Origin of the sequence: Providencia rustigianii DSM 4541, assembly GCF_000156395.1 — a bacterium.
GTDB classification, from domain to species: Bacteria; Pseudomonadota; Gammaproteobacteria; order Enterobacterales; family Enterobacteriaceae; genus Providencia; species Providencia rustigianii.
In genome coordinates, this window is the sequence record NZ_GG703817.1 from 499,131 (window position 1) to 514,688 (window position 15,558).

The 15,558-nt window shown below is 37.9% G+C and carries 14 protein-coding genes; 4 read left to right on the forward strand and 10 right to left on the reverse strand.

Annotated elements, in window-relative coordinates; genetic code table 11:
• The first annotated feature begins 218 nt into the window (after positions 1-218).
• On the forward strand, positions 219-530 hold the full coding sequence (locus PROVRUST_RS02395) for a helix-turn-helix domain-containing protein (RefSeq protein ID WP_006813088.1): 312 nt from the start codon (positions 219-221) through the stop codon (positions 528-530).
• 116 nt (positions 531-646) lie between these two features.
• On the opposite strand, the gene PROVRUST_RS02400 is transcribed toward PROVRUST_RS02395, so the two are convergent.
• From PROVRUST_RS02400 to PROVRUST_RS02435, 8 genes are all read right to left on the reverse strand, one after another.
• Positions 647-1,663 (reverse strand): fimbrial protein, encoded by a 1,017-nt coding sequence (locus PROVRUST_RS02400; protein WP_006813089.1) that lies wholly within the window; start codon positions 1,661-1,663, stop codon positions 647-649.
• Complete coding sequence (locus PROVRUST_RS02405) at positions 1,654-4,128, reverse strand: fimbria/pilus outer membrane usher protein (protein WP_006813090.1); 2,475 nt, start codon at positions 4,126-4,128, stop codon at positions 1,654-1,656. The genes PROVRUST_RS02400 and PROVRUST_RS02405 overlap by 10 nt, the downstream gene beginning before the upstream one ends.
• A 9-nt stretch (positions 4,129-4,137) precedes the next feature.
• Entirely contained in the window at positions 4,138-4,839 is a 702-nt protein-coding gene (locus tag PROVRUST_RS02410) for a fimbrial biogenesis chaperone (protein ID WP_039854089.1), read from the reverse strand.
• A 91-nt stretch (positions 4,840-4,930) separates the two neighbouring features.
• Positions 4,931-5,506: a fimbrial protein gene (locus tag PROVRUST_RS02415; protein WP_006813092.1), complete on the reverse strand. Its 576-nt coding sequence runs from the start codon at positions 5,504-5,506 to the stop codon at positions 4,931-4,933.
• 1,597 nt (positions 5,507-7,103) lie between these two features.
• On the reverse strand, positions 7,104-7,544 hold the full coding sequence (locus PROVRUST_RS02420) for a YcgN family cysteine cluster protein (RefSeq protein WP_006813093.1): 441 nt from the start codon (positions 7,542-7,544) through the stop codon (positions 7,104-7,106).
• Positions 7,545-7,564: 20 nt separating this feature from the next.
• The gene (locus PROVRUST_RS02425) at positions 7,565-8,221 is read right to left on the reverse strand and encodes a fumarylacetoacetate hydrolase family protein (protein ID WP_006813094.1); all 657 of its coding nucleotides are present in this window, start codon (positions 8,219-8,221) and stop codon (positions 7,565-7,567) included.
• Positions 8,222-8,241: 20 nt separating this feature from the next.
• Positions 8,242-9,345 carry a lytic murein transglycosylase gene (locus PROVRUST_RS02430; RefSeq protein WP_039854094.1) on the reverse strand — a complete coding sequence of 368 codons (1,104 nt, stop codon included), beginning with the start codon at positions 9,343-9,345 and terminating at the stop codon, positions 8,242-8,244.
• Positions 9,346-9,393: 48 nt separating this feature from the next.
• A complete protein-coding gene (locus PROVRUST_RS02435) occupies positions 9,394-9,663 on the reverse strand; it encodes a YcgL domain-containing protein (RefSeq protein WP_006813096.1) in 270 nt (89 codons plus the stop codon).
• A 129-nt stretch (positions 9,664-9,792) separates the two neighbouring features.
• Between PROVRUST_RS02435 and minC the strand changes: the two genes are divergently transcribed.
• Genes minC through minE form a run of 3 tightly spaced genes read left to right on the forward strand, consistent with a single transcriptional unit; the run spans position 9,793 to position 11,639 of the window.
• Positions 9,793-10,518: a septum site-determining protein MinC gene (minC, locus tag PROVRUST_RS02440; protein WP_006813097.1), complete on the forward strand. Its 726-nt coding sequence runs from the start codon at positions 9,793-9,795 to the stop codon at positions 10,516-10,518.
• A gap of 23 nt (positions 10,519-10,541) precedes the next feature.
• Complete coding sequence (gene minD, locus PROVRUST_RS02445; RefSeq protein ID WP_006813098.1) at positions 10,542-11,357, forward strand: septum site-determining protein MinD; 816 nt, start codon at positions 10,542-10,544, stop codon at positions 11,355-11,357.
• Positions 11,358-11,360: 3 nt separating this feature from the next.
• Positions 11,361-11,639, forward strand: a complete 279-nt coding sequence (gene minE / locus PROVRUST_RS02450) for a cell division topological specificity factor MinE (RefSeq protein WP_006813099.1) — start codon at positions 11,361-11,363, stop codon at positions 11,637-11,639.
• Positions 11,640-11,686: 47 nt separating this feature from the next.
• On the opposite strand, the gene PROVRUST_RS02455 is transcribed toward minE, so the two are convergent.
• A complete protein-coding gene (locus PROVRUST_RS02455; RefSeq protein ID WP_248696619.1) occupies positions 11,687-12,445 on the reverse strand; it encodes an energy transducer TonB family protein in 759 nt (252 codons plus the stop codon).
• A gap of 68 nt (positions 12,446-12,513) precedes the next feature.
• Entirely contained in the window at positions 12,514-15,546 is a 3,033-nt protein-coding gene (locus PROVRUST_RS02460; RefSeq protein WP_006813101.1) for a TonB-dependent receptor domain-containing protein, read from the reverse strand.
• Positions 15,547-15,558 lie beyond the last annotated feature (12 nt).

Below are 15,558 nucleotides of genomic sequence, written 5' to 3' on the forward strand. Positions count from 1 at the left end.
ATAGCGGTATATTCTTATTGTTAATCCCATTAAGACTATTCAAAATAACCCTGAAATAATTATGTGTTACATAATGAAACATATAATCAACAGATAGTTCCTAAAAAAAATAAAAACCGTTTTTGTTATATCTATAGCTTTTAAATTCTCTTTTAATTTAATATAATATATAACACAAACGAATAATAAAAACCTTTATAATAAGTTGAGTATGTCATATGGACATTCATAGTATCATCGGTACTAGAATTAAAAACCGAAGAAAAGAGTTAGGTTTGTCAGGTGCAAATTTAGCGAGTAAATTAAATTTAAGTCAACAGCAAATATCCCGATATGAAAATGGAATAAACAAAATCCCAATAGACCATCTACTTGATATTGCAGACATTTTAATGTGTCCTATTGAGTGGTTTTTCAAAGGATATAAGAATGAAGATAATGATAACGAACAAGTCCCTTTTGATATAACGAATAAAGAATTACAATATGCAGCAGAAAGCGTCATCGTTTCAACAAAACATCAAATATAAATAATCGAATTTAGATATTAAATTTAGAAAAAGAAATGGCCTATATTTATATAGGCCACTTTTATGGTTTTATTTAAATTGTTTATTTGAATATCTAAAAATAGAAAATAACCATATTAATCGTAAGTAATATCAAAAACCATATGAGATCTCACTTCCCCTGTTGAGACATAACTATCATATTGAAAATAGCGTGCAGCATATTCCAAAACATAGGTTCTTTCTTGAGTATTCGTTAATCTTCCAACATCATAAATTTTCCCAAAGTTAATTGGGGCATAACTTTTTCTTTCAATAACTTGAATACCGACACCTTTAGCTGCATTGGAGCCTGTTGCTTCATTTTTTAATACACCTTCCACTGCACTTACTGAATGATTACCACTAAAATCCATTTTAATATTTGCGTAGCCAGAGGCTGTTGTTCCACCACTGCATCTTAAAACAATATCAAAATTCTTTGTTCCCGCAACAGTATCTCGTCCAGTCAATTGAGATCGTTTAATTGTTTCAAGATAAACATTTTGATTTTTACCACTTTCAATCATGCAAGAAGGAGACACAATTGTAATTGCATTTGCTGTTAATGACGTTGTTAAAATAGGGCTATAACTATTTCTATCACCATACCGAGTATATTCCCCTTTCGCAATTGAGCCAGATCCTGTTACTGCTGCGGTTTTTATCAATGTTAAAGTAAATGTTGAACCCGCTAAGTAGTAGTTTGTTCCCCATCTACCACCATTAACAGTATATGTATCAGGGTATGTCATGCTTACTTGGCCAGCACGTTCAAATCTCATGCCAATCCCCGGAACACTCGATTGATAAATACGACTACCAATATCTCTTAATCCAGGCATGACAATTTCAGCATCAAGGTCATTACGACCATAGCAAGTAAGATAAACGTCATTGGAGGATGAACGTAACGACCAGCTTTTTCTCGCAATCACCCCACCTACAGCTAAATTTGGGTCAACAACAATTCGTCCCATATCCATATCCAGCTGATAGGTAGGTTCACGCGTCCTATCACAATGGCTATATCCGGTCATATGCGCAGAGGCATGACTTGCCGCAAAGAGAGCCCCCATTCCAATCAACAAACGCCATTGATTTATTAGTGGCATAAACTCTCCTGACTATTTCCAGCCTCTAGTGAAAATGAACATTGCCCATTTTCCCACTTAATCGTTGCTATTTTTGCATCTTCATTGTTAATAAAGACGGTGCCACCTTGCCCAACAATACCGATATATTCATCGTTCGCATTAACAACATTTGCACCAAAAGGCATCGGTTTATGATCGGATCTGACAACATGAAAAACAGTTGTTTTTTCAGCTTTTGTGTTAAAGGTCACTTTCACCACACTGCCTTCATAAGGGACAACTTGCTCATTCGTATTGCTGAATACGATGTCATCAGAGCTACCTTTTGGATCAATCTCAATATTATTAGTACGATAAGGTCTAACATAGGGAGCAATAGCATAACCGTGGCTATCGATTGCGGTTCCATGAGCCCCGATAACTAATGCCCCTTCAGCGCCTTTAGCTTCAATCAATGCAACTGTCGATGATGTATTTGGGGATAGCGTCACCCCCCCCGAATGGACGATCATCGAACCATTTGCTGAGACACCATATTGGCGATAACCTTGTCCTTGGCTATAGTTGGCATTTGTATTCACCAATGAAGTTTGGTAGCCAGTATTCACTGCAAAATTATTATTGCCACCATTTTCTAATGATGTATTCAGACCATAGGTCCAGTAGTTATCCGCATCAAGTGCGCCACTGACCCCAACTTGAGAGGAACCAAATTTTTCGTTATTGAAAACCGTATTTGAGGTAATTGAGGTATAGTTTCTATTACCGTAATAAAGAGGAAAGCTGAGGTTTAAACTTACTCGGTCATCTTGGCTTCTTTCTGAATTGTCTGCATACACTCTCATTAATGAAATACCGTACGAAAGACGATCAAACTGGTTGTTATAATTCAACTGAAATTGTTTTTCTATCCCTGAGCGATCCCAATAACTCGAAATACGCCCCGTAAAATAGAAACTGCCTAAATCATAAGGTAGATTTTGGTTAATTGTGTAACTGAAACCATTTTTTTCACGACCTAGTGATCTATCCTTACCATTTTTATCATAATCAATCGCATATAATGCATTTGACAGGCTGTAATAATCTTCAGTTGAATAACGGTAAGCAGCTAAAACCAGATTAGTATCTGTTTGCGAAAACATTTTGTTAAACGTAAAACGATAGCTTTGTCCCAATTCTGTTTTATTATTGAACACGATTCGAGATTGGGTAAGATCAAACGCCACTGCACCAATAACCGTATTCACCCCTGTACCAATCAAATAAGCTTGATAATCATCAAATGCGGTAACGCCACCATATAATGTGAACGTATTATTTAGTCCGTGCTGTAACGTACCTTGCATAATAAAGGGTCGATTGCTCAAACCATCGGTATCTGCTTTTCCTCCTGAAAACTGATAACGGGTATAACCTGGACGTACTAGCTGGGCTAATGAGGTATAAGGCACGCTAAATGATGATTCACTTCCATCCGCTTCTTTCACAGTCACGACTAAGTCATTACCCGACCCCGATGGGTAAACATCAGTGAGGTTAAATGGGCCTGGAGGCACCGAGGCTTGATAAAGAACGACATCATTTTGTTTTACTGTTACTAAAGCATTACTTTGGGCAATCCCTCTAATTTCCGGGATAAACGAGTTCATGCTATCGGGATACATCGTATCGTCGGTAGCAATTTTGGCACCTAATAAACTCACACTATCAAACATGTCACCATCAGTATAAAACTGACCGGCTGTCGCCTTTGACTTCAACGATGCGATAGGTCTTTGTAGATAAGTTTGGTTACTGTTCCATTGGGCGCCATTACTCCGCTGCCAACTTAAATGACCAATATGTTTAAGTAACCAACCATCGTAGCTAAAGCCTGCATTTAATCCTAGATAGGCACTTGCATCATTAGAACCATTAGAGTGACTGTTATAGTAATTGCTCATATAACCTAGATTTAACGCAGGGATCCCTGTATCCCAAAATTGTTCAGAAACATAGCCTCGAGATGATTTTTGCTCATAAATTTGAGGTACTGAAATATCAACACGCAATGTCGATGTGTGAAATGTATCCACCACATCTTGGTCACTATTCCACTCATTCAGGAATAAACATTGTTGGGTTTTCACATCTGGATTGGAGGTAAACTGCTCAACATTAATACCAAAATCAGCTAATAAGGCAGGGGTATAACATGCACCAAGCTGCCCATTTTGTTTAGCCACAAAATCGAGTTCAAAACGCCCTTTCCAATTACCATTGGTATACACATCAACAGAATATTTTCCTGGACTAATACCTGTGGCATTGAAGCGCTCTAAGTCGACATTTTCTTGGCTTCCGATGATAAAACCGCTGTTAAATTCATAGGCTGTCTCTTCTTCACCCCAAGCAGAAAAAGTCGGCAACGCACAGACTGTGACCACACTAGCCACTGAGAGTATGTTTGAATATTTATTTTTTAACTCTCTCTGAATCATTTCTTAATCCTATTTTACGGTGGTTTTTACCGTAACATCAGAACCATAGTCATTGATATTATTGATAATAATTGCCATTCCTGACCCTAAAGGCTTTTTAATCGGAACTGTTAATTGACTTTTAGGCTCTAAAAAAATTGTTTTATCATTTAATCCATTAGCACCATCTGTAGAAATTTTTGTAATAGTAATAAAGTATGGCGTTGGATTGTCGATATTAAGGTTGCTGCCAACTGATTTAACAACCAGCTGTTCTGGTGCCAGCTCGCGGCTACCAAGTCCTACTGGGCGATAAAAAAATTTAAAACGAGAACGGATCGCCAGTTGCAGTACATTTTGATTTTCTTCAGCTTTATTTTTAACCATCGGTGGAATGTCTAAAATATTCAGCCACCATAAGGATTCTCTATCCTGTGGAATGGCAGACTTATCCATCAATTTAATACGAATAGTTTGTCCACCTTTCGCTTCAACGCGTGAAATTGGTGGAGTAAGCTGAAATGGAGTTTTTATGGTGTCTGGAGTTTCAGATGCGTCACCAGTATCAAGCCATGCTTGGGCCATTGCGGGGCGGTCTGCACTGTTATTTAGCTGTACCGTAATTTCTTTTTCATCACCCGAATAAATAAAACGTGTTCCATTAACAATAATATTATTCGCAAAGACGGTCATGCTAGACAGTAAACAGACACAAAAAAGGATGGCTTTCATGTAGACCTCTAAAAAGAAAAAGCGGCTGTATATCCACCGCTTACAGACTCAACGTTTTTATCAAAAAATAAGATAAAAACTAACCTATGAATTAGTTATAAGTAATTTCGTAGGTTGCGTAGCTTTGAACTTCACCCGCAGTTGCTTCAGTTGGGGTTTCAGAGATGTAGCCGACGAAATAAGTGAAACGTGCATTTTCACCATTTTTTTCACCCGTAACAAGCGGTTGGCCAGCATCACCAGGATAGATTTTCTTGTTTGCTTTACCGTCAGTTGACAGTGCTAATTGAACTTTTTGAGCTCCATTAACAACGGTATTTGCTAAGTTACCGCCAGTATTTGCAGCTAAGTTACCACCGGTCCATCTAACGCCCAGCTTAGCGGTATCGGTCACAGCTTGAGTACCTTGTAAACATTTACCAATTTCAATAGCAAACGTTTTTGGTTTTAAAATGGTGCTTGCTGTAGTTTCTTTAATTTCTTTTAAAGAAACTGGCGCCAAATAAACGGTAGCATCGCTGCCTTGCCCATCAACAGAAACCGTACAAGATACATCCATAACTTTACCGTTGAAGTTAACTTGACCACCGCCAACTGCTGTTGCTGCGTTTGCTGTAGTAACACCAAAAACTGCTGCTGTGATAGCGGTCAGTAATACTTTTTTCATTTTTAATTCCTAATATGATTTTTTTATTTGTTTAGAAAAAATTTATTACATGGCCTTTTATCTCGTACGGTAAATGCAAAAACAGAAACCGACCGTATTTAGATACAGTCAGAAGTAAGCATATTTTTATCTTTAGTGAATAGCTTTAAATGCACGAAGACGTATGACTTAACTTATTCTATTTTTGAACCAACAATCTAAGCGACCATATAATTCGGAGCAGAGGATACATAAAAACTTAAGGAACATTAAATCGTTTTTTACTTTCATCAATCAATTGATTAATAGATAACACCTATTGTAAGTGGCTTATCGATTGAATTTTTCAATATACAATACACACCTAATAAGTCATATTGAGAGCCAAAAGCAGATGAACACTAATGCAATAACGTAACATATAGTGAATTAAACCATTATTTTACTTTATTTTAGATTTAAATAAAAAATACATATTTAACATTTAAGTCAAATTTAATTATTTTATTTACATTTAGACACTTTTTCTAGTAATTCCATTACAAAATAATATAGCTACAACAACTAAAAAAAACCGAAATTAATAAATTAAATTTATATATTTACTTGATAATCAGATTAGGGCTTTGATAAATTAATAAAATTTAATATCGAATTGTTATTCTCAACACCTATTAACTCGAGTGGAGAGTAAATTTATTTAAAAAAGATAAATACACACTTAAGATAAAATAAAAATTCAATAATATGCATTTTATCAGCGGAAGAGTCTAGGTTGGATAAGATATGGAAAACACTTTAAACGTTAGATGGAGATATAAATAATAAAAAATCACAAAAACCGCAATATAATGCTCTTATTACATAATGACTTTTTGATAATTCAACTGTATTGAACCTCTTTAACACGTAATCTAAGTAAGCGGAAATAATCATTAGACTTAGCGCAATACTAAATAAGTAGTACTTTTAACTCAAAAACTTGATCTTTATCAAAAAATCAAAATTACAATCTAACTTAGTGATATTTAAGATTATTTGAAAAAATGGGTATTTTACAAACAGAACAATTTCTCTAACAAAAAATACCATTAGGAATATTCCTAAAAACACCTAATGCGTGTTTTTCATTTGACTTAAGTTCGGATTTTGATGAAAAAAGCATTTTTTGCTACGTGTGTAGTTATTTTTTAGCTAAATACCTTACCTCATGACTAACAAATCAATCGTTAGAATAACGTTAACAGCACCTCTAATTACATAACATATCCGTACAATATCTATATTAGAACGACAATATGACAATATTGAAATGTATAGTAGAAATAATATTTTATTCTAAAACTTTAAAAATAATCGCCAAATAATAGAGTAAAAGTTAATAATGAAAATAAAAATCAACCACCAACATAAAATTACATTTCATCAACCATCTATTAACGATAAAGCAGATATTAAATTAGGTGAAAATACCTAGATGGGTGATAGAAAATTCTTCGGTAATACAGATTGAAGCTCCATAATTTGAGTCTCAAATAGATAGGAATATATTTAGATATAAAAAAACCCTCAATAGTTTACTCACTATTGAGGGTCGCTTGATAAAGCATACTTGATATCAACGGGGACTAGGCCGATTCATTATATGATCTTCCCAATCAACTACATCGATTTCTCTAACAGCAATATGCCGAACAGAGATGCCTTCATTGTGCATAGCCGTTTTTGATCCGGTTTTCAATGGATGCCATGCTGGTAATGGCTTCTCTTCCATTAATAAACGATAAGCACAAGTATTAGGTAACCATTGAAATGTTTCCAAATTATCACGAGTCAGTTTGATGCAATCATCTTCGTACTTAAAACGATCGGCATAATGCTTACACTGACAGGTTTTAATATTTAACTGATTACAAGCAACATTAGTAAAATAGATTTCATCAGTATCTTCATCCATTAACTTATGCAGGCAGCATTGCCCACAACCGTCACACAGAGATTCCCATTCTTCATCTGTCATTTCATCTAATGTCTTAACCTGCCAGAAAAACTCAGACATAATACTGCCAAATCCTATGCTTAAATTACTCGAGTGGTCAGCGAGTTATCATTAATAGATAGCTTTAACATATCACCAGAAACTAATGGACCAACACCTTCTGGCGTCCCAGTCAAAATGACATCCCCTGCACGCAAGGTAAAGAAACGGGACATATAGCTAATAAGAGGTAACACTGGCGTGATCATATCACGGGTTGAACCAGACTGACGAACTTCCCCGTTAATCTCTAAGTTTAACTGTACATTTTGGAGGTCATTAGTACTACTAACCGGGATAAAGCCAGAAATTGGACATGAACCATCAAACGCTTTACTTTTTTCCCAAGGCTGCCCTGCTTTCTTAAACTTAGCTTGTAGGTCTCTAAGCGTTAAATCTAAAGCCACAGCAAAACCCGCAATTGAACGAGACACTCGATCTTCATCCGCATTTTTCAGCGGCATGCCAATTAAAATAGCCATTTCCACTTCATGGTGAACTGAACCTAAATCTTTAGGAATAACAATCGGCTGATTCGCATCACATAATGCAGTTTCTGGCTTAATAAAAATAACAGGCTCTTCAGGATGAGCAGATCCCATTTCTTTAATATGCTTGGCATAATTACTACCAACACAAACCACCTTGTTTACCGGAAAATCTAATAAGGCACCTTGCCAATCGCGATGTTGATACATTATGGTAACTCCTATTATCGTTATTGTATTTTAGTAGCGATACTATCCGCCATCATACAAACACTGAGCGCGAAATAATATGAACGATTCCAATGCATGATAGTGCGGAAGTTTTGTGTCACTAAGAACGTTCGACCTTCTGGATCATCAGGAATAACAACCCATGTTTTCACGTCTGGCGCAAGTTGAGCAAATTGAGGTAATTTAACTCCGAGTTTTTCCCACTCTTGCACGCTCTTACCTTGCTCTGTTTTTACCCCTTCAAGATTACGATTAAAGTCAGCGGGTAACGTAACTTGATAGCCCCAAGGTAAAGCTGCCTGCCAACCTTCCGTAGATAAATAGTTGGCGATAGATGCAAAAACGTCCGCTTTATTATTCCAAATATCCATTTTCCCATCGCCATCACCATCTGCGGCATAGGATAAATAAGATGTTGGCATAAACTGACTTTGTCCCATAGCACCAGCCCAAGAACCTTTCAGTTGTTGTTCTTCAGGAATATAACCTTTATCCATGATTTCTAAGGCCGCCAATAACTGTTTACTAAATAGCGTTTCACGGCGCCCTTCAAATGATAGCGTTGCCAAGGCTGAAATGACGTCTTCTTTACCTTGAGAACGCCCAAAGCCACTTTCTAGGCCCCACAAGGAGACAATGAATTGAGGTGGAACGCCATATTTTTGGCTAGTCGCATCGAGAGTGGCTTGATTCTCTTTATATTTTTCAACTCCGGCATTAATGCGAGATTGAGGCAGTACATTCTTAAGATAACTTGCCAGCGTCACTGTGGCACGTTTTTCTGGCTGACCTTTGTCTGCTTTCACAACACGTTCAAGAAAATAGATATTGGCAAAGCCACGGTCAATGGTAGATTGCTTAATGCCTTGTACCGCAGCATGTTGTTTCAACAATTCCACATAAGCAGGAAATTGCGAAGGGTCACGTTGTTCAATCGGAAACGCTTTATCTAATGCGATAACTTCTTTTTCAATCGCCGCTTCCTGCGCCATTGTCAGTGTGTGAGTTGTATTAGTTTGTGTGGTAGTTGAATGCGGTTGCTGGGAACTACAACTTGCTAAAAATACACCAGCGACTAATGTATATAATAACGTTGGCCTCATTTTTATCCTCCTGACGATAATGGCTTTTGCGAAATATCCTAATTTGTATTAATCGTTTAACTCTCGGTATTCAGAAAGCAAATTTTCGACCGGAGGTGGGAATTGTAGATAATAACCAACTTCTTTAAGGTCAGCTTTAACGCGTTCAATGTCAGCATTTGCCAGCTTTTCACGCTTATCTAACGCAATAAGCATTGAAAACTGAGGTTTACCAAATTGCTTTAATAGTTCTTCAGGTACCCGTGAAAAATCATCTTTTTTTTCGACATACAAATAAGTTTGATCGCGGTTAGAGCTTCGATAAATTGCACAAATCATTATATTTAACTCTTTTTCTTAGTTCATGAGCTTGCTTGAAGTATACAGTAACTATAACATACTATTGTTTTACTGAGTATCTTCACCCGAGGATTGTTTCGGAAATTTTAATTTGCTGAGTCTAGATAGATGCCACAATCGCCAATAGAACTTAAAGGCAGCAGTTTTACTCTTTCAGTCATTCACTTACATAGTGAAGAGCCTAAACTCATCAAAAAAGCGCTGCAAGATAAAGTAAGTCAGGCTCCTGATTTTCTCAAAAATGCACCTGTCGTCATTAATATTGCAGAATTAACGCATCATGCGGATATGTATAGTATTCATAAAGCGATCGTTTCTGCGGGTCTGCGAATTGTAGGTGTCAGTGGCTGTACCGACCCTATTTTAAAGCAAAAAGTTAATGAAGCGGGTTTGCCGGTACTTATTGAAGGTAAAAGCAAAAAAGCAACAAATACCGTTAGTACTGACGTCACATATGCAAAATCTGACATAGCTTCTCAATCAGTTCCCGTCGAATCTGCCTATCGAAAAACACGCATTATTAATACTCCTGTACGTTCTGGTCAGCGCATTTATGCGCCAAATAGTGATCTTATCGTCACAAGTAACGTGAGTGCAGGTGCAGAATTATTAGCAGATGGTAATATTCACATATACGGCGTTATGAGAGGTCGTGCCCTTGCTGGTGCGTCTGGTGATGTTGAAAGTCAGATTTATTGTACTCATTTGCAGGCCGAATTAGTGTCTATCGCTGGTGAGTATTGGCTGAGTGATCAGATACCTACTGAATTTCTCGCCAAAGCAGCTAAACTTTGTTTAGTTGATAACAAACTTAATATTGAATACTTAAATTAGACCTTATTTACAAGGAATTATTCATGGCACGCATAATCGTTGTTACTTCTGGTAAAGGTGGTGTTGGTAAAACCACTTCAAGCGCGGCCATAGCTACTGGCCTAGCACAAAAAGGAAAAAAAACCGTTGTTATCGATTTTGATATCGGTTTGCGTAACCTTGACCTTATTATGGGATGTGAACGTCGAGTAGTTTATGACTTCGTGAACGTGATTCAAGGTGATGCAAGCTTAAATCAAGCGTTGATTAAAGATAAACGCACAGAGAATTTATATATTCTTCCTGCCTCACAGACCCGCGATAAAGATGCATTAACCCGAGAAGGCGTTGAAAAAGTTCTCGATGAGTTAGGCGATAAGCTTGGTTTTGACTTTATTGTTTGCGACTCACCCGCAGGTATTGAAAGTGGTGCGTTAATGGCGCTGTATTTTGCTGATGAAGCCATTATTACTACTAACCCTGAAGTCTCTTCCGTTCGTGACTCTGACCGAATCTTAGGTATTTTAGCGTCAAAGTCTCGCCGTGCTGAAAAAGGCCAAGAACCAATCAAAGAACACTTGCTCTTAACTCGTTATAATCCAGGCCGCGTAACTCGTGGTGATATGTTAAGCATGGAAGACGTGCTAGAGATCTTATGTATTCCTCTGATTGGGGTTATTCCGGAAGATCAATCCGTACTACGCTCATCAAACCAAGGTGAACCTGTTATTTTGGATACAGAATCCGATGCAGGACAAGCTTATAGTGACTGTGTTGATCGTATTTTAGGTGAAGATCGCCCTATCCGATTCATTGAAGAAGAGAAAAAAGGCTTCTTAAAACGCCTATTTGGGGGGTAAATAATGGCTTTATTGGATTTCTTTCTGTCGAGAAAAAAACCGACAGCAAATATCGCCAAAGAGCGATTACAGATCATCGTAGCAGAACGTCGCCGTGGTGATAGTGAACCCCCGTATCTTGCAGATATGAAGCGAGATATTTTGCAGGTTATTTGCAAGTATATTCAAGTAGATCCAGAAATGTTAACCGTCCAGTTTGAACAAAAAGGGGATGATATTTCTGTCCTTGAGTTAAACGTTACGCTTCCAGAGAACGATGACGTAAAACCTGTAGAGCAGTAATATTGAGTAAGGCCGCTATAATACGATAGCGGCTTTAATCTTCTGGCTTAATCTAAGCTGAAATTGATTTGTAAATCCATATTTCTTCCTAGCCCCTTTGGCGGAGGACCGAGAGGTTTACAACGGCGTATGGCATCCAAAATTGTACTCTCAAAAAATTGGCTTTTTTCTGAGCTAACCACCGAGGCATTGACGATCTCACCTTGTGACGTCAGTTGAAAACGTATCTGAACACCTCCCTGTATACGCATTTTTCTGGCTCTACGCGGATACTGTTTGTGGCTATCAATTTCCCGTTTGATCTTGTCTAAATAGCGTTGTTTGGTATTGGTGTTATTTTCACCATCAGAAAAATGAGAAAGATCACCTTGCAGCCCTGCTGCTAAGGAATTTACTTTGCTTTCTCCTTCTTTTGCTCTTTGGGTTTGTAAGTCATCCCAAGGGCTTTCTTTCTTGGCTTTTTCTTCTGGTTTTTCCTTATTTTTTAAAGGATTGCATTTTTCGGATTTTACCTCTTTGGGTGTTTTTTCAGCGATGGTATTTGATGCATTATTTTGATGGCTATGCTGCTTGCTAACCTTGATATTCGCGTACTCAAACTCCTCAATGGCATTGAATTCATCTCCGACTACTGATACGGTTTCTTTGGGAATGCTCACTTGTTGTTCAATTAAAAATTGGCTTAAAGCGACGGTTACTACTGGCGAAATTAACGGTGCTGTCATTTTGAATGACAATGAATTAAATGCAAAAAAAACAAAAATAAATGATGACGCAGTGTAATAAGCCGGAAAGCAGTAATCCATAATAAATTCGAGAATATTTCATGGCGATATTCCTAATCAGCCCCAGCAGAAATTACTGGGGCTGAGCCTTAGAAGTGACTGGTCACACTTAAACGAAGGGATCTCCCCGGTGCTGGCATCATGCTACGTGTCAGCGGGTCAATGTAATATTCGTTTAATACGTTAGAGGCTAACAGTTCCACTAACAGATTCTTATTCACTTGATAAGTGACATATGCATCTGTGACAAATACCGCATTCCAACTCATCGGATTATTGTTTAGTGGTGCATAAGAAGGGCCAAATCGACGAATCATATTAGCTTCATCTTTATTCTCTGTTTTGGCGTGATATCGCACACGCCCACCGACTTCCAAGCTTTCATTAAAGAAGCGCATCCCCACATTAGTGTGAATACTGTACTTAGGTTGCAACTGAGTGCGAAGGTAACCTAATGGAAATCCGCCTTCCGTACATACTGAAGCATTAAATTTATTGAGAGGGTCTAGCCGTGCCATAGAGGCGTTATCGCAAACTTCATTTTTTAATCGGTAATCAATTCCTAAATCCCCAAAGAAATGTCCATTATCATAGCGGGCTAGCACTTCTAATCCGGCAGTTCGGTGCTGATCCATTTGTGAAAAGACCAAATTGCCATCACGATCAAACGCGTTGTCAATAATATTATGGTAATAGTTGATTCTAAAATCAGCAGCATTTTCAGCGTTTAACCAACTTTGTAAATTACGCACATAACCAATTTCAAAAGTATGGCTGCGTTCTGGTTTAAATGAACGTGTTCTTATGACGCCATCACCAGCCCCTGAAAACCCAATAGTATCTTCAAAAATGCTGGGCATTCTGACGGTTTCGGCGTAGCGTGCAAACACGCGGTCATTATCAGAGAGGTAGACAGATCCTCCTATAGATGGGCTCCATGCAGAGTTAATGCGCTTACCGGGGTTTTTATACTTTTCGTTCTCGTTAACTAAAATATGCTCCAATTCTTTATGCGGGGCACGATACGCAATGATTGCCTTCACTTTTTTTTGACTAATGGGGTCAATCACCTCTTCCGAGAGATCAATCCCTCCATCATAAAATGGGTTATTCTCCGTAGTGAATTTTCCGTCTTCATCCACTCGCCATTTAATATATTCCGAACCTATAATACGAAATCCCTCATACTCTTCTTTCACTGTATAATAGTGTTCCGCACTTTTTAAGGAATACGCAGGAAGTGATAGTGCCTCAGCAACAAACCACTCTATTTTAGAAGTTCCAATGCTACTGTCTGGCCAGAACCCTATATCATTGTAGCCATCAAAAGTTCGCCCTTTGCTATCCACATACTCTCTCACTTTACGCGCTTCCTCTTCAGTGAACGGTCGAGAATATTCGAAATTCATGGCTTGCGGAATTTGATAAACGGCGAAGTTATGGTCTTTTGCTTTTAATCGACGTTCCCTTAATAAATCACGTGACCAATAGTTTTGGTACTGAATACCCGCATTTACATTCAGCCAATTTGTTGGTCGCCAATCTAATTTTATTGCTCCGCTAAACTCTTGGCGTTTACCTTCTCGTGGAATAGCTCTAAATGTATTTTTTTTAGCGACTATTGCATCTAGTGCATATATATCGTCATTACTGTTAATCTCTTCTCTAATAAAATTCCCGATTAGAGTCATATCAAAGTTCGGAGTAAACTGTGATTTGTTAGATAAAGTTAGCCCTTGCCTATTATTAATTTGATTCAGTTTTATTCCATCCACTAACGTGCCATCTATATTGGGATTTTTTCTACTTAAACTGTTAACTGACCAATCTAACTCAATAGCTTCCCTAGGTAATCCACCAGCAGTATTCGAATTTAAATCCGTTTTCGTTAGCCAGTACCCCAGCTGAAGATCAAGCAACGACTGCTTTTCAGATTTAAAACCATAATTAGCATAAAATGATCCTAAACTTATATTAGCCAAGGGCCATTGGGGAATTTCTCCTGCTAAATCATGAAAACGAATTTGTGAAGGCATAATTTCCCCGTAATGGCTTTTTGTATGCACATAGCCAAGGGATATTTTTTGTGATTCAGAAAGTTGCAAATTCATTTTTTGCAGAAAAGTTTCGCTATTACTCGAGGTATTCCCCACTTCTTTGGTTGGTAAGTACACATCCGCAACAAAAGGAATATTGGGATCCACCATTTTTTTGGAGTTATCGATATCGGTAGTAATAATAGGTTCTCGGAAATAGTCTGCGCCATGACGACCAGCCAAATAGTTTCCTTGATTTCGGTGACTATAGGCAAATAGTAGATTAAATTTTTCTTGGCGCAATCCTAGCGCCACTCGCACTGCACTGTCTTTTAAATTAAAAAAATTCGAATTTCCTGGTTGATCTGGTTCAACTGAAGCTTTTGGATCTCTATAATAAATCCGAGTTCTATAATTTTCTTTGCTTGCCAAGCTATCCTTGATAGCTGAATCATCACGATAATCTGTACCAAGGGTAAATTCGTTAATTCTTGGTTTGGTTGAATTAGTCCGTGTTTCTAATTTAAGATCTATTGCGAAACGTTCATCTGATGGAACGACATCATCAATACTGAGGGTTTTAACCGCAACACCTCCACCAACCGAAGTTCGAATATCACGGTCTAACATCGGGCTTTTTACTACGGTAATACTGCTGATCATATTGGGGTCTACATAGTTTCGATTATTCGCCCCGTTGTAGCCACGCCATACGGTGATGGCTTGCTCCGTACCATCCACTGTAACAGGTACACGTCCTTGACCTTGAATACCTCGCACATTCGGGTCTAACGCCCCGCTATTACGGGCATCGCCACTATAGACACCAACCCCGTGATTAAGAACATCCGCAGGATTAGTCCCTTTATAGCGTTCTACAGCCTCTTTGCTAATATAAATATTTGACTCATCCCTATCATATTGATCATCACTGCCTTTTTGATCCCGCAGTTTAATCGTATCCGTCTTGTCTTGTACCTGAATATTACCAACTTGCTCACGTAAACTTGAATAAGCAGAAATAGAAATAATACCCATAGATAACCCTGTAGCAATTTGTATTGCCACTATCGCTTTTACTTTCATAAACCATCTCAA

Coding starts and splice junctions, on each gene's coding strand:
- minC (WP_006813097.1), top strand. CDS start 9,793: ATGCCACAATCGCCAATAGAACTTAAAGGCAGCAGTTTTACTCTTTCA.
- PROVRUST_RS02410 (WP_039854089.1), bottom strand. CDS start 4,839: ATGAAAGCCATCCTTTTTTGTGTCTGTTTACTGTCTAGCATGACCGTC.
- minE (WP_006813099.1), top strand. CDS start 11,361: ATGGCTTTATTGGATTTCTTTCTGTCGAGAAAAAAACCGACAGCAAAT.
- minD (WP_006813098.1), top strand. CDS start 10,542: ATGGCACGCATAATCGTTGTTACTTCTGGTAAAGGTGGTGTTGGTAAA.
- PROVRUST_RS02400 (WP_006813089.1), bottom strand. CDS start 1,663: ATGCCACTAATAAATCAATGGCGTTTGTTGATTGGAATGGGGGCTCTC.
- PROVRUST_RS02430 (WP_039854094.1), bottom strand. CDS start 9,345: ATGAGGCCAACGTTATTATATACATTAGTCGCTGGTGTATTTTTAGCA.
- PROVRUST_RS02415 (WP_006813092.1), bottom strand. CDS start 5,506: ATGAAAAAAGTATTACTGACCGCTATCACAGCAGCAGTTTTTGGTGTT.
- PROVRUST_RS02425 (WP_006813094.1), bottom strand. CDS start 8,221: ATGTATCAACATCGCGATTGGCAAGGTGCCTTATTAGATTTTCCGGTA.
- PROVRUST_RS02435 (WP_006813096.1), bottom strand. CDS start 9,663: ATGATTTGTGCAATTTATCGAAGCTCTAACCGCGATCAAACTTATTTG.
- PROVRUST_RS02460 (WP_006813101.1), bottom strand. CDS start 15,546: ATGAAAGTAAAAGCGATAGTGGCAATACAAATTGCTACAGGGTTATCT.
- PROVRUST_RS02455 (WP_248696619.1), bottom strand. CDS start 12,445: ATGGATTACTGCTTTCCGGCTTATTACACTGCGTCATCATTTATTTTT.
- PROVRUST_RS02395 (WP_006813088.1), top strand. CDS start 219: ATGGACATTCATAGTATCATCGGTACTAGAATTAAAAACCGAAGAAAA.
- PROVRUST_RS02405 (WP_006813090.1), bottom strand. CDS start 4,128: ATGATTCAGAGAGAGTTAAAAAATAAATATTCAAACATACTCTCAGTG.
- PROVRUST_RS02420 (WP_006813093.1), bottom strand. CDS start 7,544: ATGTCTGAGTTTTTCTGGCAGGTTAAGACATTAGATGAAATGACAGAT.